This window comes from Methylomarinum sp. Ch1-1, from assembly GCF_030717995.2.
In the GTDB taxonomy this organism is placed as follows: Bacteria; Pseudomonadota; Gammaproteobacteria; order Methylococcales; family Methylomonadaceae; genus Methylomarinum; species Methylomarinum roseum.
Genome location: NZ_CP157743.1, coordinates 2943661 through 2966745, shown reverse-complemented (window position 1 = coordinate 2966745; position 23085 = coordinate 2943661). Strand labels below are relative to the sequence as shown.

Genomic DNA, 23085 nt, shown 5'->3' with positions numbered 1-23085 from the left:
ATCGTGATGCTTGATTAAAATGTAAACGCTTAAACTCTACACCCTTTAATCAGACCTGACATTATGATCCATTAACCGACCAGTCGTAAGGAATGTTCGTCTTGATCCTCAAATCCGGCAATCCGGGACGATAACGCTTGATAAAAGACGCTACGCCACCATAGGCCTCGAAATCCTCTTCGAACCAGTCGAAAATCTTCGATACTTGGATGACCTTCCCCGCTATCCTCAGACCCTTTCCCGAATTATCCAGAAATTGACGGGTCTGCTCGTCCAATTGTTCGTTTAAACGAACGGCCGTATAAGGTTCGGCTCTGAGGTCGGGACAACTGACCGAGGCGCAAACAATGGCCATGTGGATACGCGGTTCCCCCATCTTGCGCAAGATCTCATGTTCAACTTCCCCCAGCGTCACCGTTTTGCCGCCCAGTTGACCGGCGGGTTTATTCCAGACCGGACTGAAAAAACTGCCGGCATCCTTGATGCTGTCGGTCGGCCAATGGTCGGCGACCATCTTCAACGCCAATATATTGTACGCGTTGATATAAAACGCCAACCGCTCTTCCTTGCTAGCTAGGTGGTTAATATCGAATGCGGATAGATTTCGATAGGCCTTTTCCAGACTGCCGTCGCTGTTCAGTGCGGCATAATCGACCTGCATCAATTTCACGCCATTTTTCAGACCCGGTTTCACATGCTTCAACACACTACGGTAATCATTCCAGTCCGGTTCTTCGGCGGCAACGGGTTGAATCGCCAGCGCGACTACGATAATAAAAAATAATGCTCTCAACGACATGATTCGCTCCATTTTTAAATTTACACGTTTTTTAAATTTACACGTTGGTCGTATTCGATACGCAATCCTTACAGGCGGCTAAAAAAAAGCGCCCTGAATGTTGGTTGTAAGGATCTTCCTTTGAGCGCGACAGCTTAATATTCATCAAGATCTTTAAGATCTTTTGATTTTCATTCAACATCTCCAAAGAAAAGGATATAACCTCATGCGCCTTCAATTTATTTTTGTCAGCCTCTGCCTTTTATTAGCTATTGCGCTGTTCTCATACTATTGGCGATCGCTATTGTGGACTCTGGCCATCGTATTGCCGGTTGTATTCTTAGGGCTGTATGACATGTTGCAACGAAGGCATTCCCTGCTCAGGAATTATCCGGTAATCGGTCGGGCGCGCCGAATGATGGAAAGCCTAAGGCCTATGGTTCAACAATACTTCATCGAACCGGACACCGAAGGTGCGCCGATCAACCGGGTATTCCGTTCGGTGGTCTACCAAAGGGCTAAATGCGAACTGGACACCGTTCCCTACGGCACCAAATTCGATGTCTATCGGGTCGGCTACGAATGGATCGGACATTCCCTGGCGGCGCAGAACCTAGCCGAGATCGAGAAGGATTTACGGGTAACCGTGGGCGGTCGGTTCTGTAAACAGCCCTATTCCGCCAGCATCCTGAACATTTCAGCAATGAGCTTCGGTGCGCTCAGCCGCAACGCCATCATGGCGCTTAACGGCGGCGCCGCCTTGGGCGATTTTGCCCATAATACCGGCGAAGGCGGACTCAGCGACCACCATCTGCAACCCGGCGGCGATTTGATTTGGCAAATCGGCACCGCCTATTTCGGCTGCCGCAATGCGCTCGGGCTATTCGATGAAAGTCTGTTTGCCGAAAAAGCAGCGCATCCGCAGGTTAAAATGATCGAAATCAAACTTTCCCAGGGCGCCAAACCCGGCCACGGCGGCGTCCTGCCGGCCTGCAAAAACACCCCGGAAATTGCGGCGATCAGAGGCGTCGAAGCCTATAAACAGGTCAATTCTCCTGCCGTTCATTCGGCCTTTTCCTCGCCATTGGAATTGATGGCATTTATCCGGAAACTGCGTGATCTGTCCGACGGCAAACCGGTAGGCTTCAAGCTCAGCATCGGCCGGCGTAGCGAATTCATTGCTTTATGCAAGGCCATGTTGGAAACCGGCATCACCCCGGATTTCATAACCGTGGATGGCGGCGAAGGCGGCACCGGTGCAGCTCCGCTGGAATACACCAATTCCGTTGGCATGCCGTTACTCGACGCATTGGCCTTCGTCAGCGATTGCCTGGTTGGTTTCGGTCTAAAACCGGAGATCAAGATCATCGCCTCCGGCAAGGTATTCACCGGCTTTCATCTGGTCAAACGTTTGGCGCTGGGTGCGGATCTGTGCAACAGCGCCCGCGGCATGATGCTCGCGTTAGGCTGCATTCAATCGTTGCAATGCAACAAAGACACCTGCCCGACCGGCATCGCTACGCAAAACAAAGCGCTCATGAAGGGCCTGGTAGTAACCGATAAAAAACGGCGGGTGGCTAATTTTCAACGCGAAACGGTCATCAGCGCGGCGGAAATCATCGCAGCGGCCGGCCTTCGGCATACCCAGGAATTGAACCGTAGTCATATTTTTCGCCGGGTCAGCGCGACCGAAATAAAGCGCTACGCAGATATCTATCCCAGCCTGATCGAGGGTTGTTTGTTGAGCGATGATCTATCCGATGCTTACCGCGAAGATATGCGTTTGGCCAATTCCAATCGTTATTAAAGTCAGTGAAAGGGTCTGTAAGTTTTCGTTTTCCAAGCCGACTGATGGGTATGGAATCCTAAAGAGACAGCTCTTTAGGCCCCTGAATTAACAAGAAACCTAAGTGAACATTTTATCACTTGCTGGAGGTTATTATGTTCAGACCCGCAATATTGGCGCTTACTTTGATGGCGAGCGCCTGCTCGACAATACCCGAGCAGATTCGGCATGCGCCAAGCCCTGATGTTCGTCTGCCGGAAGTTCAAGAAGATTTCTCGGCGCATCAGGGTAAATCGGTGCGTTGGGGAGGAACCGTACTGGAGGTGATCAATGACGAATCTTTTACAACAATACAAACTCTCCATTACCCGTTACAGTCTAATGGCCGTCCAGAAACGGACGATCCATCGAATGGCCGTTTCATCATCAAAAGCGAAAAGTTTCTCGACCCGCCGTTTATACGAAAGGGCGCGAACTGACGGTGACAGGAACGCTCAGCTCAGCGAGCTGAGCGAGAACAAAGGCGGTCACAAAACCCTTAAATTACCTGTTATCGAGTCACGGCAAATTCATCTTTGGCCGCAACAACATGAGTATCGCCATTACGGTTATTGTGGCTATTATCCCTTGTATGGCGGTTATCATTACGCGGGATGTCATCGTCCACCGGTCAGGAGATATTCAGCAAAGGGGGTAGTCAGTTAGCTCCTCTTAGTACAATATATAGTGGTGGAACAATTTGACGATTGCTCGAGCAAGCGGTTGTTACAGGTCCAGTAATCGACTCTGAAATTGCCCATGGCTATGATTGGTTGCACCACAACATGTAGTAGGTAGAGGAGCTAACCGACTACCCCGTTTCAGCAATTCCCATATATGGACTGTTTGAGTATTATTGCGGGGTTTAGGGCATGGTCACAGCAATTCCCAATTTAAAACCCTGGTAAAATAGTGGCAATTTTAAACCTGTAAATCACCCCCCATAATCCCATAGGTCAATTCAAATGGACTTGGAAATAATTAACCAGATTCGCACTACCTTCGAAAACCTGCCTGACCACCGCAAACCCGGCAACAATCGGAAATATGCGGTGGAAGATGCCGCCCTGAGCGCCTTCTCGGTCTTCTTTACGCAAAGCCCGTCTTTTCTGGACTATCAGCAGCGAATGCAAAAGCTTCACAATCGAAATAATGCGCAATCAATTTTTGGTGTCCATCAAATTCCTTCGACCAGCCAAATCGGCAACCTGCTGGATCCGATTGCACCGGAAACACTCTATCCGGTGTTGGCCGAGGTGGGTGACCAGCTTTACACGCAGGGTTGTCTGAAGCCGTTCATGAGTGTTGGCGGCACCTTGTTGGTGGCGATGGACGGCACCGATTCCTTCAGCTCGGAAAAGATTTCCTGTCCGTGCTGTACTCAACAAACGCTGAAAAACGGCCAAACCTTATACCGTCACACCGTCGTGACACCGGTGATTGTCGCCCCCGGGCAAAGCCGCGTGGTGCCTTTGCCGCCGGAATTTGTTCGCGTCCAAGACGGCGTCGACAAACAAGACTGCGAATTGGCGGCGGCCAAGCGCTGGCTCACCACGTGGGGTGCTCATTACGCTCCTCGAGGCATCACCGTGCTGGGCGATGATTTGTATTGTCACCAGCCGTTTTGTGAGGCCGTGCGTGCGCAGCACCTGGATTTTCTGTTCGTCTGCAAGCCTGATTCCCATGCGTTATTGTACGAATGGCTCGACGATTTTACCCGGACCGGCGAGGTCCAAACGCTCGAAAAAAGCCGTTGGAACGGCAAACAACGCCTGACCGAACGCTACCGTTACCTCAATCAAGTCCCGCTCCGCAACAGCGACGATGCGTTAATGGTCAATTGGTGCGAAGTGACGATCCTCAATGCCAAACAAGAAGTGGTCTACCGTAATGCCTGGGCGACATCACACACCCTCGACGAACACAATGTGATCGACATGGTCGCTGCAGGCCGCGCGCGCTGGAAAATAGAGAACGAAAACAACAATGTTCTCAAGAATCACGGCTATCATTTCGAGCATAACTTTGCCCACGGCAAGCAGCATTTGTCCAACTTCTTGGCGACCCTTAACTTATTGGCTTTCCTCGCTCATACCGCGCTTGAATGGTTGGACGAGGCTTACCGGGCCGTCCGCCATGCGGCGCCCTCCAGGCGCACTTTCTTCGAACAATTCCGAACCTTGCTTCAGTTCATGCCTTTTGATAATTGGCAGCATCTGATGCGGTTCATGCTATATGGTGAAAATCTAATACCCAGGAAAACGTAAGGTTTTAAATTGGGAATTGCTGGCATGGTCACTAGATTTTGTTAAGCCATGAAAATGCGTACTCGAAATAAGTGATCATCCGAAAAACGGAGGCGATCATGAAAACTATTCTGTTGACCCTGGTATTATTAAGTTTTTCCTTTGTAGGCTCACAAGAAGCGGAAGCCAGGCGCTTCGGAGGCCACCATTTTAGCCACGGCCGGCATCATCCCCATACAGGTTATGGCCGTCGACATGTCAAACCCAGATATGGATTGCCGTTAAATTATCGCCATGGTCATCGCCGGAATCATTTTCATGGCGGCCACCACTACGGCCGTAGGCGATTTTATTATGGCAATCGTTATCCTGGTTATCGATTTTATTACGGAAAACGCTTTTATCGCTAAACAACCGGCGCCGCGTCGGGTAGCATGAAGTTACTCAACGCGGCTCTCCCCCCATGCCCTAAACACAGCACAAATGCTCAAACCGGGAATATCTGGCGCCTGCCGAGTACCCGTCATATATAAAATGACTGAGCACTAGATTATAGATCCGTTTGTTTTGCCAGCCAATCGACCAATTCCTGCTCTTCTATAATCCTCAAGTGACGGATTTCCTGATGATCGCGACTAAAAAATGCGTGACCGGCAATTCTCCTCGCCAACGCTTATTGACGTCGAAATAAATTTTTTACGGAACTGCTCAAGCCTTTGCGTTTCTTACCATTCAGATCGCTCTCCCCTATTCTTCTTTCGCAGCGCGAATAGGTCCGGCATGATGGAGGTCTACCTGTCTAACAACCCGAACATGGCTATTCACTGTAAGTAAAACCATTTCATTACGACTCATTATTAAACGATAACAATCCATTCAGGAGCGCGCTATGGGCAAGTCCATACGAAACAGAAATGTATTTATCGTCAGTGCAGTGTTGCTGGCTTCATCGAGTGGCTGTGTCTCGGTCCCGGTGGAAAATCCGGATGATCCATGGGAAAGCTGGAACCGCGGCGCGCAACAGTTCAATGACGACTTCGACGAGAACATTATGAAACCATTGGCGAAAGGCTATCTGGTCGCCACCCCGGAGCCTGTCGACCGGGGCATCAGTAATTTCTTCAGTAACATCGATGATATCGGCGTCACCCTCAACGATGCGTTGCAATGGAAAGTGCAACAGGCGGGCATGGACATGGGTCGTTTTCTGCTGAACACCACGGTCGGCGTCGCCGGCTTCATCGATGTCGCGACCGACATCGGCCTGCCCAAGCACAATGAAGACTTCGAGCAAACCCTGGGCGTTTGGGGCGTATCGTCCGGCCCCTATTTGGTCATTCCCTTTTGGGGACCCAGTTCGCCTAGAGGCGTCGGTGGCCTGATCGGCGACGCCGCGATGGATCCCGTCAACTATACCGTCTTCGGCGGCGTCGCCGCGAATGTCGCCGGCACCGCCTCCGATCTATTGGACGTCACTGATCGCCGAGCCGGTCTGATGACCACCGAAAAAATCGTCGACGAAGCCGCGATAGACCGTTATGCCTTCATCCGGAATTCTTATCAGCAACACAGAGAATACCTGGTTAATGATGGAAATATACCTGAAGACGACTTGCTGGAACCGATTGAGAGCAACGAAAGCGAAGGAATGACTATGGAGCCGAGTCAATAATTTTCTTTATGGCTCCCAAGATCCAGTTTACCCAATGGCGCATCGATGGAAACCGCCATCACTGACCTTTTGACCCCCCTTGTTTTACCAAAAGCTTTCAACGGCGACAATGGCAACATCCGAATCTACGCTGGATTTTGTTGCTATAGCGCCTTGAGCCACCTGTGAATTTCACTTCGGGCCCTTTCTGTTAACGCGGCCAAACCCGCAATAGCACCTGCCGCATCGGGGCTTACGGGGTCTTGCGATAAAACGATCGAACGACGGCCTAACAGGCGGTTGTCGCGACCGTTCAAGGCCTCGATCTTCATGTCGATGAACAACCTGGCATGATCCGGGGTGACGAATTGTTGCTCGAAGCGATCGAGCCGAATCTTCAATGTTATCGATCGTTGTCCGGGAATGGCGAGGTAAGGCTCGATCAACACCGGCAGCGGCGCTTCCCAGCGATCCAGGTTGTAATAGCGAATCGCCGAGGGGTCCCGGTATAACAGTCGGTAGCGGATCCGCTCGTCCCATAGCCAGGCCGGTGCATCGACGCGCACCTGGACTCGTTGTTCCGACGCTATGTCAATCGGCCCCAGATCGTGTTGGAGCGGCAGTCTCCGGCCCGCACCGCCCGAGCAGGCGGCGACGGTCAACGCCAGAAAGAGCCAGCTTGCGCGTATCATAAACGGTTTCATCGTGCCTCCTCGAAGCCCGGTTCGCCGGGCGCGGGTTGTAATGGATCTGCGCCCAGCAACAGGGACTGCGGATCGTATTCCAAAATTGTCGCGATTCGATCGAAACGCCGCGCGGAATCTTGTAATCGCAGCATCAGACGGTCGGCTTTCGGCAGGGTCGTATCGAGCAGATGGCGGCCAACCTGCCGACCGGTCGCCAGCGTCGCGACGCTCTCCTCGCTCAATACCTGCAGATCGTCGCGAACTTGTCCGCCCAACATCCGATATTCGTCCGCCAGTCGATGGACATCAGTCAATGCGCGGCGCGCGTCGGCAAGCAGCGCCGGCGCATCGTCCAAAACAGTCAAAACGTGATCCTGAAGTCGATTGAAACGCAGGCTTGCGCGCTCGAGATTAAGCAGCGTCCCTTGCGCATGGGCGATGGTTTCGTCGTCCAGCAAGCGATTCAAACGCCGTATCAGTTCCCGGCTTTCCACCAGTGTATCTTCGCCCGACTCGGACAAGCGGTCGATCAAGGAAGGCTCGATAGGGATACGCTTGCCCGGGTTATCGCCCTCCGGCAGATAACCGCCCGGCATATTCTCGCGGTTTTTCAGCGCGATCCGGGTCAGCCCGGTGACGCCCTGCATTTCCAGCGTCGCATAAACGCCCCGTTTCAGCCTTACGCCTTCGTTAATCGCCATCGGCACGACGATCAGGCCCGGGTCGTCGGGGTCGAAACTCACGTCACTGACCTTGCCGATCGCGATCCCCCGGTAATAAACGGTAGAACCCGGCTTCAGACCGGTCACCGCCCCCCGGCTGACGGCGACATAGGTATGACTGCGGTGGTCGAATTCGCCCAGCCAGATGACGATGATCACGCTGACAGCGATCAGAACCGCCATGAACAAACCGGTCAGCAACGCGAAACTGTCTTTACCCATGGTCGGACTCCATTGCATTGAACACTCGCCGGGCGCGGTGATTCTGGAAAAATTCCCCGATGAAAGGATGGTCGATTTTCAACACCTCAATCAAGGGTGCGAACGCGATCAGCCGACCATCCGCCAGCACCGCGATCTTGTCACACAAGTCGCGCAGGATATGAAGGTCGTGAGTCACCATCACCACGGTAAAATTCAGTTCATGGTGCAATTCACGCAGCAGCGAGACGAAGTCCTCGCTGGCGACCGGATCCAGCCCCGAGGTCGGTTCGTCCAGCAACAGCAGCTCGGGTTCAAGAATCAGGGCCCGGGCCAGCGCCGCACGCTTGACCATGCCGCCGGAAAGTTCGGCCGGCATCAACATCGCGTCATGCGCGTTCAGGCCGACCATGGCCAGCCGCATGCATACCAATTGCCCAATCAATCCTTCGTCGTCGATACCCAGTTCGCGCAGCGGCAAGGCGATATTATCGAAGACGCTCAAGGCGCTGAACAAAGCCCCTCCCTGAAACAGAACGCCGATATGATTACGCCGTTGCCGGCAATCCAGCGCACAGGTGTCCGCAACCTCCTCGCCCAAGACGCGCACATGCCCCCTGCTGGGATATTCCAGCCCCATCATTTCGCGCAACAAGGTGGTTTTGCCACTGCCGGAGGCGCCCACAAGGCCGACGATTTCGCCGGCCGGAAGATGCAAGCTGATGTCGCGGTGGACACGGTGTGCGCCAAAAGCCGTATGGATATGATCCAGCTCGACCGCATAAGGACTATTCATGGCAATCCCACCTCCCTGAACAAAATTGAATAAACGGTATCGACCATGATCACGACAGTGATGGCCGCCACCACGGCGCGCGTGGTTTCCCGGCCCAGGCTTTCGCTGTTCGGCTGGATCAAAAAACCGAAATGGCAGGCGATCAGGGCGATCATCATGCCGAAGGTCACGCCCTTGGCGAGACCGATATAGAAATTGACCACCGGCACCGCCTTCGGCAGCTGATCGATAAACTGCCGGTAGCCGATGTCCAGCGTCAACTGCGCCGATATCATGCCGCCCACCAACGCCATGATATCGGTCCAGACGATCAGCAACGGCACGGCCAGCGACAGCGCGGCGACTTTCGGCAAGACCAGCCGCTGAGAATGCGACATACCCAATACCGCCATCGCATCCAGTTCCTGGGTTACGCGCATGATGCCGATTTCGGCGGTCATCGCGGAACCGGAGCGGCCGGCGATCAATATGGCAGCCAGCATCGGCCCCAACTCGCGAATGATGGAAAGCCCGAGCAGGTCGATGATATAGATTTCGGCGCCGAAACGCTGTAATTGCAAAGACGACAGATAGCTCATCGACACCCCCACCAACAGGCCGATCAACGCGGTAATGCCCAGCGCGCTGACTCCCGCCTGGTAAATCGTGATAGAGGTTTCCTTGAGCGGAAATGAAGCGGGATGACGCAGCATAAAGCCGATATCGAGCAATAGGCGCCCGAACAAGGTCAGCCAAGCCGAGAGATGGCGGTAAAAACCCTCTCCAAGACCCCGCCAGTAAGCAGCCAGCCCCGACAAATTCACTTTCATCGGCGCCTGGCGGGGAATCGTCCGGCCGCGCCAGTAGAGGAACAAAGCCCGATGCTCGGGACGCATCTCGATGTCATCCGGCAACTTTTCGCCCCAGGCCTGCCAAAGCAAAAAGGCTGCCGCCCGATCCATGCTTTCGACGGCTTCGAGATTCCATGTCCGGCCGTTTGCGTCGTCCAGTTTGTTGAGTCTCCGGCGCACTTCGGGCGCCGTGGCCAACGACCGCAACGTCCATCGGCCTTGCAGCCTTATCGTACCAGTCATCTCTTCCGACACTTTCAGAACAGCCATGTCATCGTCGTCGTTTGCCTTCGGCTTATGGGTCATAATGCACGTATTAATAAAACAATTTTTTAATAAGTCGGTTGCCGGAGCCAAACCTTACGGGCCCCTAAGGAAATGCTGATTAATTCAGCATTTCCTGGAGTGCAAGGATGCACGACCAAAATCGATCGCCATAACCGATTGGTTTTGTGAGGTTAAGGGAGGTCGCATTTTCCTTAACTGGGCGCTGAGAAATCCAGGACGGATTTATTCAGCGCTTCCCTAATATAAACTCCGGCATGGATTCACGGTGATGCTGCCCGGCCTACCGTAAAAGAGAGATCCCCTTCCGTCCACTCCGTTTTGGAGCAGCGCTTGAATAGAGCTTTCTCGGCGCCCGTAAGTCTTGGCACACCGTGAACTAAGGATTTAATCGGTATTTCGCTCGAAAATCACGCATAAATCGGCCAACCGATAACCAATACGACTAATGTGACGATGCCAATAAAGATATTCATTGGCAGTCCTACTTTCAGAAAATCCGTGAAACGGTAGCCGCCGGGGCCATATACCATCAAGTTGGTTTGGTAGCCTAAGGGTGTGGCGAAACTGGCCGATGCCGCCATCATGATCGCGAACACGAACGGTTCCTGGTTCAATGATGCTTTTTCGGTAATCTCGAGTACCACCGGCAGCATCAATACGGCCGCGGCATTGTTGGTGATGGTTTCGGTCAACAACGACACGGCTGCATAGGTCAGGATCAGCAACAACAGACCGTCGCCGTGACTAAAGCCGACGATATTTTCCGCCAGGAAGGCCGCGACGCCGGTTTTTTGCAGCGCCGCGCCCAACGCAAACGAAGCCGCGATAGTCATGATCACGCTCAGATCCAGGCTTTTTTCCGCCTGACTGACCGAACAACAGCCGGTGGCGATCATCGCCACCGCCCCGATCAACGCCGCGTTCAACATCGAAATCCAGCCCACCCCGGCCGCCGAAACCACCGCGATCAGAATAGCCCAGGATAACAGCGCGCGTTCATGCCTGGGTGGTTCGTGATCCAGTTCATTGATCAACAGAAAATCCTTGTTGTAACGTTGCCGGGTGACGAAGGCTGGACGCGCCTCCAACAACAAGGTGTCGCCCGCCTGCAGTCTGATATTGCCCAAGTTGCCCTTAACCCTTTCGCCGTTGCGGGCGACCGCCAATACGATGGCGCCGTAGCGATTTCTGAAGCGGGCATCGCGTATCGCATGACCGATTGCGTCGCAATGCGGCGACACGACCGCTTCGACCAATCGGCGCCCCGCCCTGTTTTCACTCAGCGTCTGCTGCGGATCCAAATCCGCCGAGGAAGCGATGCCGTTGATTCGCAGCAGTTCCGAAATCGCTTCGGTATCGCCGGCGAAAATTAAATGATCGTCGCCTTGCAGAATCTCATCGGACGATACCGCCGTTAAGACGACGCCCTGGCGTTCGATTTCCACCAAGTAAACGCGCTTTAAATCGCGCAAGCCCGCCTCGACGATGGATTTGCCGACCAGCGGCCCATTCGGTGTGATCTTGACCTCGAGCGTGAATTCGCGCAGATTGTCAAATGCTTTCTTGTCGCTGCGATCGGGCAGCCACTTGGGAAAAAACAGCCAGATAAACAGCAGTCCCAGGATGGCGACCGGCAAGCCGACGGCCGTTATCGCGAACAGCGAGAATCCCGGTTGACCGGTCAACGCTTGATATTGGCCATTCAGAACCAAATTGGTGCTGGTGCCGATCAGGGTCAGGGTGCCGCCTAAAATAGCCGTGTAGCTCAGCGGTATCATCAACTTGGATGGCGCGATATTGATTCGTTTCGCCCAGGTATTGATGGCCGGAATCATCGTCGCGACCACGGGCGTGTTGTTCAGAAAGCCGCTCAACAGAACCACCGGCAGGAAGATCCGCGACAGGGCCGAACGTTCGCTCTTAGGAGCCCCCAACACTTTGTTGACCAAAAGATCGACGCCCCCCGACGAATGGATGCCGGCGGCCACGACAAACATCGCCGCGACGGTAATCAAGCCGGTATTGCTGAAACCGGCGACCGCCTCGGCGCCGGACAGCACGCCGCAAACGCTCAGAATCGTCAACACGGTAACCAACACGATGTGCGGACCTATTCGGGTAAAAATGAGCGTAACGAGCGTACCCACAGTGAGAGATAAAGACAACCAACCCTGCCATTCCATAACCAATCCGGTCTCTTGCTTGTGTTAAAACAGCACATTTTATAGGACATCGTTTATGATAAAAAGAATTTAAAAACGATATAGTTATTACTTTTTAGAATATAGGCGCCGTCGAATTGCCTGTCGGCAAAATAACGACGCCTGACTCAAACCCACGCCCCGCAAAATTTCACGGCTGCCAACCTCATTCAGGATTATTTTGTAAGGCTAACCCGAACACTGCGACACACGTATAGCTATCGAACATAGCGAACTCATTCATTATCAATCCGGAGGTGTATTATGAACACGAAATTAATCAAAACGTTGGCCGGCGGTTTCGCCGGCACATTGGTCATGACCCTGATGATGCGGTTCGCAGCGCCGATGCTGGTCGGGCAACCGATGGACATCGCCGCGATGCTGGGCAACATGATGGGCGGCATCTATGCGTTGGGCATGGCGGTTCATATCATGCTTGGCGTCGTTGCGTTTCCATTGCTGTACGCCTTGTTACTGTACCGCTTTTTGCCGGGCGCGCCGGTCATGAAAGGCCTGTTGTTCGGTACAGCATTATGGCTACTGGCCGCCACGATGGTGATGCCGATGGCCGGCGCTGGTTTCTTCATGGCCAACATCGGCGGCTTCAAGGCGGCCATGGCGGCTTTGATGGGACATTGGGTGTACGGTGGCCTGCTGGGTGCGGTAGCCGGAAAAGTGGGATGCGACCATTGCACCGAGCATTCCCATGTTCATGGATGACCGATAGCCAATTGGAGGCGCTGGCTCCAAAGCGATCGGCTCCCGCTGTCCGTCCCTTATCTTTAAGGGGCGCTACCGCGCCGGTCCGATAGCTTCGAATACTCAGGAGGACTCAGCCATGAACAGTAAACACACAATAACCCTGCACGAAGAGACCGGCCCGAAAAGCTATCCGCTAACGCGGTTAGCCGGAACGCTTGGCCCCGATGTCGTCGACATACGCCCGCTTTATCGCCGAACGGGCCAGCCGGAGCAACGACTATGAACATCAAACCCGCCGCGGCCGAACAACGCCGCATCGACGCGCAGAGCAGCGGACATTCCGATTCCGCCTGGCGCGATTGGGGTCCCTATCTGAGCGAACGGCAATGGGGCACGGTGCGGGAGGATTATAGCGCCGACGGCGAAGCCTGGGACTACTTTCCGTTCGAACACGCCGGCAGCCGCGCCTATCGCTGGGGCGAGGACGGCATCGCCGGTTTTTGCGACATCCGCCAGCACTTATGCCTGAGCGTTGCCGTATGGAACGAAAAAGACCCCATTTTGAAAGAGCGCCTGTTCGGCCTCGGCAACGGCCAAGGCAATCATGGCGAGGACGTCAAGGAGCTGTATTACTACCTCGATGCGACGCCCAGTCATGCCTATCTGAAAATGCTCTACAAATATCCACAGGCGGCGTTTCCATATAGCCGCTTGGTCGAGGAAAACCGCCGCCGGGACAGACACGAACGAGAATACGAACTGCTCGACAGCGGCGTGTTCGACGAGGACCGTTACTTCGACGTCTTCGTCGAATACGCCAAGGCCTCCCCGGACGACATCCTGATGCGCGTCACTGCCCATAACCGAGGGCTCGAACCCGCGCCGCTGCATATCCTGCCGCAACTGTGGTTCCGCAACACCTGGAGCTGGGGCTATGATGCAAGCCGGCCGTCGCTGTCCGCCACCGAAACAGGGTGCATCGTCATCGAGCATGAAGCCCTGGGCGCCTACCATTGCTACCTGGACGGCTCACCGGAACTCTTGTTCTGCGACAACGATACCCATGTCAAGCGGCTCTATGACATCGAAGCCGAAGGATTCTTCAAGGACGGTTTCCACGACGCCGTCGTGCACGGCAATCGCCGGGCCGTCAATCCGGCCGAACAAGGCACCAAGGCCTGCGGCCATTACGCCTTGACCTTGCCCGCGGGCGGGCATAGCGAATTCCGCTTGCGCCTGACCCGGACACCCAACCGCAAAGCGTTCATCGATTTCGACAAAATCTTCGCCGCCCGCATTGAAGAGGCCGATGAATTTTACGCCGTCTTGCAACAGGATTTGACCGATGCCGAATCACGCCGGATTCAGCGTCAGGCGCTCGCCGGCATGATCTGGAATAAACAGTTTTATTATTACGATATTCCTCAATGGTTGAACGGCGACCCAGGACAGCCCGCGCCGCCGTCGGAACGCCGACGCGGACGCAACCGTAACTGGTTGCATCTGAACAACGCCGACATCATCTCGATGCCGGACAAATGGGAATATCCGTGGTACGCCTCGTGGGATCTGGCGTTCCACTGCGTGGCGCTGGCGATGATCGACCCGGCCTTCGCCAAGCATCAGATCCTGTTGATGACGCGGGTCTGGTACATGCACCCCAACGGCCAGATTCCCGCCTACGAATGGTCGTTCGACGACGTCAATCCGCCGGTGCATGCCTGGGCCGCCTGGGAAGTGTACAAAAGCGAATGCGATGCCAACGGCGGCGTCGGCGACCTGGATTTTCTCGAACGGGTTCTACACAAACTGATCGTCAATTTCACCTGGTGGGTCAACCGCAAGGATATCGACGACAACAACGTGTTTCAGGGCGGCTTTCTGGGCCTGGACAACATCGGCGTTTTCGACCGCAGCGCCCCGCTGCCGACCGGCGGCCACCTCAACCAATCGGACGCCACCAGTTGGATGGCGATGTATTGCCTCAACTTGATGCGCATCGCGCTGGAGCTGGCGCTGCATAACCGCACCTATGAGGATATCGCCACCAAGTTTTTCGAACATTTTCTCTACATCGCCAAGGCCATGACCCATATCGGTGATGATGGATTCGGCCTGTGGAATGAAGAAGACGGCTTCTTTTACGACGTGCTGCGCCTTCCCGATGGCCAGATGATGCCGCTGAAAGTCCGCTCTATGATCGGCCTGATTCCGCTGTTCGCGGTCGAAATTCTGGAACCGGAAATCCTCGATCGTTTGCCCGATTTCAATCGGCGCCTGCAATGGTTTCTGAACTACCGACCGGATTTGGCCGGACTGGTGTCGCACTGGAACGAACCCGGCCGCGGCAACCGCCGCCTGTTGTCGCTGCTGCGCGGGCATCGCATGAAATTGCTGTTGAAACGCATGCTCGATGAAAGCGAATTTTTGTCCGATTACGGCGTCCGTTCGTTGTCGCGCGTCTATCTCGATGCACCCTATGTGTTCGATTGCTGCGGCGAACCGGTCTCGGTGCGCTATCAACCGGGCGAAACCGAAACGGTGATGTTCGGCGGCAATTCCAACTGGCGAGGACCGGTCTGGTTTCCGGTCAACTATTTGATCGTGACCTCGCTGAAACGCTTCGCGTCGTATTACGGCGACGATTTTAAAATCGAATGTCCGACCGGATCGGGGCAATTTCTGAATATCACCGAAATCGCCGACGAACTGACGTTGCGCTTGACCCGCTTGTTCCGCTACGACCGGAACGGACAACGGCCGCTGTTCGGCGCCGCTGATAAACTGCAAAAAGGCCCGCATTTCAGAGATTATCTGTTGTTTCATGAATATTTCCACGGCGACGACGGGCGAGGTCTGGGCGCGTCGCATCAGACCGGCTGGACCGGCCTGGTGGCGAAACTGCTGCAAGCCGATAAGCGGTAGGATGCAGTCGATAGGCGAATGCCGAGCATTCCGGCCTCGCCGAACGTATTAATCAGCGCTCTATGAAGAAAACCTTAAGGGCGCCTGTCTAACTCCGTGCGCTTCACGTTTCCAATCCCTTCCGTAACAATTCCTCTTGTCCCCGTATTTTCAATATCTAATTATCAGATATCATAATCGAATTATATCGTTTCATTTGTCTTGCGCAATTCATTAACATTTCCCCAACAAAAGTTCACTACCAAACAACAAAAGCGTGAAAGCCCGAGGTTATATGGATAAGCCAATAAAGTTTGATTTATCGAAACCGGAAAACCACAACGAAATCGCGATACAGATCCTGTCGATTTTACAAGATATTCGTTTCGGTTCTATCGAAATCGTGGTGCATGACGGCCGCGTGGTGCAAATCGACAAACACGAAAAATACCGGATCAAGACCGGACACAACAAACAGTAAATCCACCGAACCCATCGGAGATACATAAAAAGATTGAACGGTTGACTGACCGGAACACCGGAAGCGGCCGTGTTTTCAGGGGAAACGAAACATGACCAATAACAAACAGTCCGCGCTGGCGTTGGCGGTTGCGAGTTTGATCGCGCAACCGGCGTTGGCGTCAGACGGCTCGATTATCGAATCGGCCTACGACAGGGCCGAGAAGGCTTATTACTCAAAAGAATGGAAAGAACTGCCCGACGAAGCCTTGATTCGATCGAATCGCATCAAATGGAACCGGGTCGCCAAGGCGGCGCTGAACCTGCCCGACTGGGTCGAGTTCAGCCTCAGTCAGCGCACCCGTTACGAGAATGTCGGCCATAACTGGCGTTCCGGGCAAAATCCCGGCACCAACGACCAATTGCCGCTACTATCACGCATTCACTTGGGCGTCAATCAGGGGCCGTTCTGGGTCATGTTCGAAGGTCAGGACTCACGCACGCATTATGACGAGCCGGGCGATTTTACCCGGCGCATGGTCAATGAGTTCGATATTTTGCAATTGTTCGGCTCGGCCACGTTCAAGAACGTGTTCGACACCGGCTTGCGCACCGATTTCCATGTCGGCCGCATCACGCTGGAATTGGGTAAGGCGCGCTTGATCGGCCGCAACAATTATCCGAATACCACCAATGCCTTCGACGGCGGCCACATCGCGCTGGGCAACGACAAGGACTGGCGGGTGCGGGCGTTCTTGACCTCGCCGGTCAATCGCTTTGAACGGCAGTTGGATGAAAGCAGCAAGAAAACTCTGTTCTGGGGAACGGCGTTCGAGTCGAAACAACTGAGTTGGCTGAACGGCGAGGTGTATTACCTGGGGATCAGCGAAAACAAAGATCCCAAACGCAGCCGCCATTTCTCGACCTTCGGCGCCCACGGTTATGTAAAAGAAATCAAGAAAACAGGGGATTTTAACAAAGGCGAGTCCGGGCGCTGGTACTATGATTTCGAAGGCATCGTGCAAGACGGTGAGAGGCGGAACAAGGATCATTTCGCCTATGCCGGTTTCGCCAGAATTGGCTACTCCTTCAATGTTCCCTGGATTCCGCAAGTGTTGGCCGAATACGTTTATGCCAGCGGCAGCGACGATCCGAATAGCGGCAAAAGCCAAACCTTCGACCGGCTGTTCGGCTTGCGCCGTACCGGATCCGACCTGATGCAGACCAGCCTGTACGGACCGTTCGGCCATTCCAACCTGGAAGCAGCCGGTTGGCGCCTTTCGGTGAGACCGACCGGCAACAGCAGGATTCACTTCAAGCACCACGCCAACTGGCTGGCGGAAGCCAAGGACGCCTTCGACGGCTCGCAAGTGTCGGGCGGCAACCTGCAGGACAAGACTGGCAGCTCAGGCCGTTGGCTGGGCCATGACATCGAGCTGCTCGGTGAATACAAATTCGGCTCCAACTGGATTCTGTCGGCCGGCTACTCGCACTGGCTCAAGGGCGATTATTTCGACCGGCTGGCGCAACTGCCGAACCGCGGAAAACTGCCGCAAGGCGGTGAAAAGGATACCGATTACTTTTTCGTACAGTCGGAACTGCGTTTCTGACAGCCTTTTTTAACCTTCATTTAACGACAAGAGAATTATTATGAAAGCATTTAAATTACTCGCATTGCCTATTCTGGCCGCCAATTTGTTGATTGCCCCAACCGCGCAAGCCGATCGTAGCCTACTCAATATTTCCTACGACCCGACCCGGGAGCTGTATCAAGAATTCAACCAGAAATTCATCGACCACTGGCAGGAAAAAACCGGCGAGACGGTCACGATCCAGCAATCGCACGGCGGCGCCGGCAAGCAGGCGCGCGCGGTCATCGACGGACTGGAAGGCGACGTACTGACCTTGGCGCTGTCCTATGACATCGATCAGATCGCCAAGCTCACCGGCAAGCTCGATAAAGACTGGCAAACGCGTTTGCCGAACAACAGCGCGCCGTACACCTCGACCATCGTGTTTCTGGTGCGCAAGGGCAATCCGAAAGCCATCAAGGATTGGGACGATTTGATCAAGGATGGCGTGTCGGTCATCACCCCAAATCCGAAAACGTCCGGCGGCGCGCGTTACAACTATCTGGCCGCCTGGGCCTTTGCCGAGAAAAAATACGGCAGCAAGGACGCCGCCAAGGATTTCGTGAAAAAGCTGTATAAAAACGTGCCGGTCTTGGATTCCGGCGCGCGCGGCTCGACCACCACCTTCGTGCAACGCGGCATCGGCGACGTGTTGCTGGCCTGGGAAAACGAAGCCTTCCTGGCGGTCAATCAACTGGGTCCCGATCAGTTCGACATTGTCGTGCCAAAGGCCAGTATCCTGGCGGAAACGCCGGTCACGGTGCTTGATAAAGTCGCCGAGAAACACGGCGCCACGGATCTGGCCACGGCTTATCTGGAATATTTGTATTCACCGGTAGGCCAGCGTCTGGCGGCCAAGTATTACTATCGTCCGCAACAGCCGGAGCACGCCGACCCCAAAGACCTGGCGCGTTTCCCAGAACTGGAACGCTTTTCGGTAGATGAGGTGTTTGGCGGCTGGCAACAAGCCCAGGAAACCCACTTCAACGATGGCGGCACCTTCGACCAGATTTATGCACCGTAATACCCGCATCGTTCCCACGCTCCGCGTGGGAACGCATCGCGAGACGCTCCGCGTCGTATCCCGCCCCGTCGCTCTACACAGCGCGGGAACCGGCATCACTTCGCGCCAAACACAAAAACGGATGAGAGATAAAACACCGCCGTTTTTTGCCATTTAACTCCACTCATTCCCAAGCTCTTTGCTTGGGAATGTGGGCAGAGAAGCACTAGCTTCTCGAAACCGGCAAGCTAGAGCTTGCGGTAATGGTTTTCCCAAACGGAGTTTGGGAAACAGGAAAATGATTACTATTTAAAAAGGCTAACGACATGCCACAAAGTTACATCATGCCGGGATTTCGCCCGGCCCTGGGGTTTACCCTGTTTTATCTGGCGCTGATCGTGCTGATACCCTTGAGCGCGCTGGTATTCAAAAGCCTGCAGCTCAGCCTGGATCAATACTGGGACATACTGACCAACCAACGAGTCCAGGCCTCGTTCCGGGTCAGTTTCGTCTCGGCCTTGATCGCCGCCGCCATCGCTGCGTTATTTGGCTTCATCATCGCCTGGACCCTGGTGCGCTATCCGTTTCCCGGCAAGCGCTTGTTCGATGCCCTGATCGATTTGCCGTTCGCGTTGCCGACCGCGGTCGCCGGCATCGTGCTGGCGGCCATCTACGAACCGAAAGGCATCATCGGTGAAATCGTCATGCAGACACTCGGCGTGCAAATCGCCTACAAGCCACTCGGCATCGTATTCGCGCTGATTTTTATCGGCCTGCCGTTTGTCGTGCGCACCATAGAGCCGGTGTTGCAGGAATTCGATACGGCAATGGAAGAAGCGGCTGCCAGCCTCGGCGCCAATCGCCTGCAAACGTTTATCAGAATTATTCTGCCCAATATCCTGCCGGCGGCGCTGACCGGTTTCGCCTTGGCGTTCGCGCGCGGGGTCGGAGAGTACGGCTCGGTGATTTTCATCGCCGGTAATATGCCTTATGTCTCGGAAATCGTGCCGCTGCTGATCATCACCAAGCTGGAACAATATGATTACGCCGGCGCGACCGCCATCGGCCTGACCATGCTGATTATCTCGTTTTTATTATTATTGCTGGTCAATGCGCTGCAATGGTGGGTGCGCCGGCGCAGCGGCCAACTTTAAAAGGGAACTACGATGAATACACTTACAAATTCCGCTACGAACCCTGAAGCCATCGTCCTAAGCGAACCGGACTGGGTGCGCTACGGCTTGACCGGACTGACGCTGTCCATTATCGGCCTGTTCTTGATTCTGCCGTTGGCCACGGTATTACTCGAAGCCTTTTCCAAAGGATGGGAAACCTATAGCGCCAGCCTCGGCCATCCCGACACCTTGGCCGCGATACGCCTGACGCTGTTGACCGCAGCCATTACCGTGCCATTGACCACTGTGTTCGGCATCAGCGCGGCCTGGGCCATCGCTCGCTTCGAATTTCGCGGCAAAAGCTTTTTGATCACATTGATCGACCTGCCGTTTTCGGTGTCGCCGGTCATCGCCGGCTTGATTTATGTACTGGTATTCGGCGCCCAGGGCTGGCTGGGGCCTTGGTTGTCCGAACATGATATCAAAATCGTGTTCGCGGTGCCGGGCATTATCCTGGCGACCCTGTTCGTCACTTTTCCGTTCGTCGCCCGTGAGCTGATTCCGCTGATGCAGGAAATGGGACACGAGGAAGAAGAAGCGGCCTTGTCGCTCGGCGCCAGCGGCTGGAAAACCTTTTTCAGGATCACCCTGCCCAACATCAAATGGGGACTGCTGTACGGCGTACTCTTGTGTAATGCCCGCGCGATGGGTGAATTCGGGGCGGTATCCGTGGTGTCCGGCCACATTCGTGGGCTGACCAATACGCTGCCGCTGCACGTCGAAATTACCTATAACGAATACGACTTCGTCGGCTCCTTCGCTAGCGCCTCGTTATTGGCCGGTTTGGCGGTGGTCACGCTAGTCGTGAAGACCTATTTGGAATGGAAGCAAAACCAGGATCGGAAAGTGGCATAAGTCGGCAGTAGGCTGGGTTGAGCGATAGCGATACCCAGCAGAAATAACCGAAAAGCTGGGTTTCACGTTGTTCAACCCAGCCTACATAAACGAATTGAACGAGAGCACCACGATGAGTATCACCCTTAACAACATCAACAAGAACTTTGGCGGGTTTACCGCGCTGGACAACATTAACCTGGAGATTCCCGAAGGCGAACTGGTCGCCTTGCTGGGACCGTCCGGCTGCGGCAAAACCACGCTGCTCAGAATCATCGCCGGCCTGGAACAGGCCGATCAAGGAGAAGTGTTCCTCAAAGGCGACAATGTGACCGATCAACCGGTCAAAAACCGGCAAATCGGCTTCGTGTTCCAGCATTACGCCTTGTTTCGGCATATGACCGTGTTCGACAACATCGCCTTTGGCTTGCGCGTGAAACCTCGCAAGGAACGCCCAAGCGAGGTGGAAATCAAGGACAAGGTGCATAAATTGCTCAACCTGGTGCAACTGGACTGGCTGGCCGACCGCTTTCCCGATCAACTGTCCGGCGGCCAACGTCAACGCATCGCCCTGGCCCGCGCCCTGGCGGTGGAACCATCGGTGTTGTTGCTGGACGAGCCGTTCGGCGCGCTCGATGCCAGCGTGCGCAAGGACTTGCGGCTGTGGCTGCGACATCTGCACCACGAATTGAACGTCACCAGCATCTTCGTGACCCACGACCAGGAAGAGGCGATGGAAGTCGCCAGCCAGATCGTCGTGCTGAATCACGGCAAAATCGAACAGAAAGGCACGCCCAGCGAAATTTATGATCACCCTAACAACGATTTCGTCTCCCGTTTCATCGGCCATACCAACGTGTTTCATCTGGAAAAGGACGACAGCGCTTGGCTGCAAAGCGCCGGCATCATCATCGACGAACCCAAGGGCGTTATCGCGCATGTGCGCCCGCACAATATTCAAATCGAAAAACCTATCGATTCGGCTAATACACCGGTTTATTTGAAGGATTGGCAGCACCTGGGCGGCACTATCCGACTGGAATTAAGCAAAGACGGCGCCAACGGCAACGCGGCGACGATCTATGCCGAAATGCCGAACGAACAATTTCGCGCATTGGATTTGCACAAAGGCGACGGAGTGGCATTGCGCATCAAGCATGCGCATTGGTTCAACTGATCGAACCCGGCATCGATGTCAACAATATGAATCTAAATCAATTGGAAATTTTGCAGTATTTACAGGAAACCGGCTACAACGTGACCAAGGTGGCGGAACGCATGAATATCGTGCAGTCGGCGGTCAGTCGGCAACTGCTGATGCTGGAGGACGAACTAGGCAGTCCGCTGTTCAAGCGCCACGGTAAACGCCTGATTGGCTCCACCGCGTTGGGAAACAGCATCCTGGAACAGGTGGCCACCATCAGGCAAGCCAAACGCAACATCCGCATGCTGGCCGACGATTATCTGGAAAACCGCAACGGCACACTGAACATCGCGACCACGCATACCCAGGCTAAATACCTCTTGCCGAAACCGATCACCCAATTCAAGAAGAAATACCCGGACATCAAAATCTACATCGAACAATCATCGCCCGATAATTTGATTCACTTGCTGCATGAGCAAAAGGCCGACATCGCCATCTGTACCGAAAAGCTCGATGACGACCCGAAACTGGTCATCAAACCTTGCTACCAGTGGCACCATGTCGTCATCGTGCCGCACAGCCATCCGCTAACCCATGGCGAAATCACGTTGGAACGTCTGGCGAATTTTCCGATTCTTACCTACAGCCGGGGCTTTACCGGCCGCAGCAACCTGGAAAAAGCCTTCGCCGCGGCCGGCATGGAGTTGGATGTCACGCTGGCGGCGGCCGATTCCGATGTGATCAAGACCTATGTTCGCTTGGGTCTTGGCATCGGCTTGATTGCAGAAACATCGTTGGAACCCGGAACGGATTACGACCTGTCGATACTGAGCCTCGAGCATTTGATTCCGCACTCGACGACAAAATTCGCCTATTTGAAAGACAGTTACTTGCCTGCCTATACCCATTATTTCATCGATCAATTGCTGGCGGCATCCAGAAACAATGCGTTGTTCAGTTCCGATAATAAATGTTAGGAATCATTCCTAGAAACCGTGTGAGG

21 protein-coding genes are annotated in these 23085 nt (G+C 54.3%); 15 read left to right on the top strand and 6 right to left on the bottom strand.

What is annotated here, in order from left to right:
- Positions 1 to 61 precede the first annotated feature (61 nt).
- Positions 62 to 799 (bottom strand): DUF547 domain-containing protein, encoded by a 738-nt coding sequence (locus Q9L42_RS13660; protein WP_305907849.1) that lies wholly within the window; start codon positions 797 to 799, stop codon positions 62 to 64.
- Positions 800 to 1004: 205 nt separating this feature from the next.
- Between Q9L42_RS13660 and Q9L42_RS13655 the strand changes: the two genes are divergently transcribed.
- The 5 genes from Q9L42_RS13655 to Q9L42_RS13635 all read left to right on the top strand — a co-directional run bounded on the left by Q9L42_RS13655 (position 1005) and on the right by Q9L42_RS13635 (position 6521).
- A complete protein-coding gene (locus Q9L42_RS13655; protein WP_305907850.1) occupies positions 1005 to 2585 on the top strand; it encodes an FMN-binding glutamate synthase family protein in 1581 nt (526 codons plus the stop codon).
- Between the two features lie 134 nt (positions 2586 to 2719).
- Complete coding sequence (locus tag Q9L42_RS13650; protein ID WP_305907851.1) at positions 2720 to 3043, top strand: Slp family lipoprotein; 324 nt, start codon at positions 2720 to 2722, stop codon at positions 3041 to 3043.
- Between the two features lie 537 nt (positions 3044 to 3580).
- Positions 3581 to 4870 carry a transposase gene (locus Q9L42_RS13645; RefSeq protein ID WP_432648903.1) on the top strand — a complete coding sequence of 430 codons (1290 nt, stop codon included), beginning with the start codon at positions 3581 to 3583 and terminating at the stop codon, positions 4868 to 4870.
- Positions 4871 to 4968: 98 nt separating this feature from the next.
- Positions 4969 to 5259, top strand: a complete 291-nt coding sequence (locus Q9L42_RS13640) for a hypothetical protein (protein WP_305907852.1) — start codon at positions 4969 to 4971, stop codon at positions 5257 to 5259.
- Between the two features lie 479 nt (positions 5260 to 5738).
- Positions 5739 to 6521, top strand: coding sequence for an MlaA family lipoprotein (locus Q9L42_RS13635; RefSeq protein WP_305907853.1), 783 nt, complete (start codon positions 5739 to 5741; stop codon positions 6519 to 6521).
- A gap of 143 nt (positions 6522 to 6664) precedes the next feature.
- Here the strand turns inward: Q9L42_RS13635 and Q9L42_RS13630 are convergent, their stop codons facing one another.
- The 5 genes from Q9L42_RS13630 to Q9L42_RS13610 all read right to left on the bottom strand — a co-directional run bounded on the left by Q9L42_RS13630 (position 6665) and on the right by Q9L42_RS13610 (position 12206).
- Positions 6665 to 7204: a hypothetical protein gene (locus Q9L42_RS13630; RefSeq protein WP_305907854.1), complete on the bottom strand. Its 540-nt coding sequence runs from the start codon at positions 7202 to 7204 to the stop codon at positions 6665 to 6667.
- On the bottom strand, positions 7201 to 8148 hold the full coding sequence (locus Q9L42_RS13625) for an MlaD family protein (protein ID WP_305907855.1): 948 nt from the start codon (positions 8146 to 8148) through the stop codon (positions 7201 to 7203). Before Q9L42_RS13625 ends, Q9L42_RS13630 begins: the two co-directional genes overlap by 4 nt.
- Complete coding sequence (locus Q9L42_RS13620; protein WP_305907856.1) at positions 8123 to 8905, bottom strand: ABC transporter ATP-binding protein; 783 nt, start codon at positions 8903 to 8905, stop codon at positions 8123 to 8125. The genes Q9L42_RS13625 and Q9L42_RS13620 overlap by 26 nt, the downstream gene beginning before the upstream one ends.
- Positions 8902 to 10041, bottom strand: coding sequence for an MlaE family ABC transporter permease (locus Q9L42_RS13615; RefSeq protein ID WP_349431249.1), 1140 nt, complete (start codon positions 10039 to 10041; stop codon positions 8902 to 8904). Before Q9L42_RS13615 ends, Q9L42_RS13620 begins: the two co-directional genes overlap by 4 nt.
- A gap of 389 nt (positions 10042 to 10430) precedes the next feature.
- Positions 10431 to 12206, bottom strand: coding sequence for an SLC13 family permease (locus Q9L42_RS13610; protein ID WP_305907858.1), 1776 nt, complete (start codon positions 12204 to 12206; stop codon positions 10431 to 10433).
- 282 nt (positions 12207 to 12488) lie between these two features.
- Between Q9L42_RS13610 and Q9L42_RS13605 the strand changes: the two genes are divergently transcribed.
- The 10 genes from Q9L42_RS13605 to Q9L42_RS13560 all read left to right on the top strand — a co-directional run bounded on the left by Q9L42_RS13605 (position 12489) and on the right by Q9L42_RS13560 (position 23059).
- Positions 12489 to 12947 (top strand): DUF6789 family protein, encoded by a 459-nt coding sequence (locus tag Q9L42_RS13605; RefSeq protein WP_305907859.1) that lies wholly within the window; start codon positions 12489 to 12491, stop codon positions 12945 to 12947.
- Between the two features lie 118 nt (positions 12948 to 13065).
- Positions 13066 to 13212, top strand: a complete 147-nt coding sequence (locus Q9L42_RS13600) for a hypothetical protein (RefSeq protein ID WP_305907860.1) — start codon at positions 13066 to 13068, stop codon at positions 13210 to 13212.
- Positions 13209 to 15854: an MGH1-like glycoside hydrolase domain-containing protein gene (locus tag Q9L42_RS13595; protein WP_305907861.1), complete on the top strand. Its 2646-nt coding sequence runs from the start codon at positions 13209 to 13211 to the stop codon at positions 15852 to 15854. Before Q9L42_RS13600 ends, Q9L42_RS13595 begins: the two co-directional genes overlap by 4 nt.
- 274 nt (positions 15855 to 16128) lie before the next feature.
- Positions 16129 to 16314 carry a YezD family protein gene (locus Q9L42_RS13590; protein ID WP_305907862.1) on the top strand — a complete coding sequence of 62 codons (186 nt, stop codon included), beginning with the start codon at positions 16129 to 16131 and terminating at the stop codon, positions 16312 to 16314.
- Between the two features lie 91 nt (positions 16315 to 16405).
- On the top strand, positions 16406 to 17902 hold the full coding sequence (locus Q9L42_RS13585; RefSeq protein ID WP_349431248.1) for an alginate export family protein: 1497 nt from the start codon (positions 16406 to 16408) through the stop codon (positions 17900 to 17902).
- Between the two features lie 40 nt (positions 17903 to 17942).
- On the top strand, positions 17943 to 18947 hold the full coding sequence (locus tag Q9L42_RS13580; protein WP_349431247.1) for a sulfate ABC transporter substrate-binding protein: 1005 nt from the start codon (positions 17943 to 17945) through the stop codon (positions 18945 to 18947).
- A 305-nt stretch (positions 18948 to 19252) separates the two neighbouring features.
- The gene (cysT, locus tag Q9L42_RS13575; RefSeq protein WP_305907864.1) at positions 19253 to 20080 is read left to right on the top strand and encodes a sulfate ABC transporter permease subunit CysT; all 828 of its coding nucleotides are present in this window, start codon (positions 19253 to 19255) and stop codon (positions 20078 to 20080) included.
- A 12-nt stretch (positions 20081 to 20092) separates the two neighbouring features.
- Positions 20093 to 20956 (top strand): sulfate ABC transporter permease subunit CysW, encoded by an 864-nt coding sequence (gene cysW / locus Q9L42_RS13570; RefSeq protein ID WP_305907865.1) that lies wholly within the window; start codon positions 20093 to 20095, stop codon positions 20954 to 20956.
- Between the two features lie 112 nt (positions 20957 to 21068).
- Entirely contained in the window at positions 21069 to 22112 is a 1044-nt protein-coding gene (locus Q9L42_RS13565; RefSeq protein WP_305907866.1) for a sulfate/molybdate ABC transporter ATP-binding protein, read from the top strand.
- 26 nt (positions 22113 to 22138) lie between these two features.
- Complete coding sequence (locus Q9L42_RS13560; RefSeq protein ID WP_305910196.1) at positions 22139 to 23059, top strand: LysR substrate-binding domain-containing protein; 921 nt, start codon at positions 22139 to 22141, stop codon at positions 23057 to 23059.
- The last annotated feature ends 26 nt before the right edge of the window (positions 23060 to 23085 follow it).

Coding starts and splice junctions, on each gene's coding strand:
- Q9L42_RS13660 (WP_305907849.1), bottom strand. CDS start 799: ATGTCGTTGAGAGCATTATTTTTTATTATCGTAGTCGCGCTGGCGATT.
- Q9L42_RS13655 (WP_305907850.1), top strand. CDS start 1,005: ATGCGCCTTCAATTTATTTTTGTCAGCCTCTGCCTTTTATTAGCTATT.
- Q9L42_RS13650 (WP_305907851.1), top strand. CDS start 2,720: ATGTTCAGACCCGCAATATTGGCGCTTACTTTGATGGCGAGCGCCTGC.
- Q9L42_RS13640 (WP_305907852.1), top strand. CDS start 4,969: ATGAAAACTATTCTGTTGACCCTGGTATTATTAAGTTTTTCCTTTGTA.
- Q9L42_RS13635 (WP_305907853.1), top strand. CDS start 5,739: ATGGGCAAGTCCATACGAAACAGAAATGTATTTATCGTCAGTGCAGTG.
- Q9L42_RS13630 (WP_305907854.1), bottom strand. CDS start 7,204: ATGAAACCGTTTATGATACGCGCAAGCTGGCTCTTTCTGGCGTTGACC.
- Q9L42_RS13625 (WP_305907855.1), bottom strand. CDS start 8,148: ATGCAATGGAGTCCGACCATGGGTAAAGACAGTTTCGCGTTGCTGACC.
- Q9L42_RS13620 (WP_305907856.1), bottom strand. CDS start 8,905: ATGAATAGTCCTTATGCGGTCGAGCTGGATCATATCCATACGGCTTTT.
- Q9L42_RS13615 (WP_349431249.1), bottom strand. CDS start 10,041: ATGACCCATAAGCCGAAGGCAAACGACGACGATGACATGGCTGTTCTG.
- Q9L42_RS13610 (WP_305907858.1), bottom strand. CDS start 12,206: ATGGAATGGCAGGGTTGGTTGTCTTTATCTCTCACTGTGGGTACGCTC.
- Q9L42_RS13605 (WP_305907859.1), top strand. CDS start 12,489: ATGAACACGAAATTAATCAAAACGTTGGCCGGCGGTTTCGCCGGCACA.
- Q9L42_RS13600 (WP_305907860.1), top strand. CDS start 13,066: ATGAACAGTAAACACACAATAACCCTGCACGAAGAGACCGGCCCGAAA.
- Q9L42_RS13595 (WP_305907861.1), top strand. CDS start 13,209: ATGAACATCAAACCCGCCGCGGCCGAACAACGCCGCATCGACGCGCAG.
- Q9L42_RS13590 (WP_305907862.1), top strand. CDS start 16,129: ATGGATAAGCCAATAAAGTTTGATTTATCGAAACCGGAAAACCACAAC.
- Q9L42_RS13585 (WP_349431248.1), top strand. CDS start 16,406: ATGACCAATAACAAACAGTCCGCGCTGGCGTTGGCGGTTGCGAGTTTG.
- Q9L42_RS13580 (WP_349431247.1), top strand. CDS start 17,943: ATGAAAGCATTTAAATTACTCGCATTGCCTATTCTGGCCGCCAATTTG.
- cysT (WP_305907864.1), top strand. CDS start 19,253: ATGCCACAAAGTTACATCATGCCGGGATTTCGCCCGGCCCTGGGGTTT.
- cysW (WP_305907865.1), top strand. CDS start 20,093: ATGAATACACTTACAAATTCCGCTACGAACCCTGAAGCCATCGTCCTA.
- Q9L42_RS13565 (WP_305907866.1), top strand. CDS start 21,069: ATGAGTATCACCCTTAACAACATCAACAAGAACTTTGGCGGGTTTACC.
- Q9L42_RS13560 (WP_305910196.1), top strand. CDS start 22,139: ATGAATCTAAATCAATTGGAAATTTTGCAGTATTTACAGGAAACCGGC.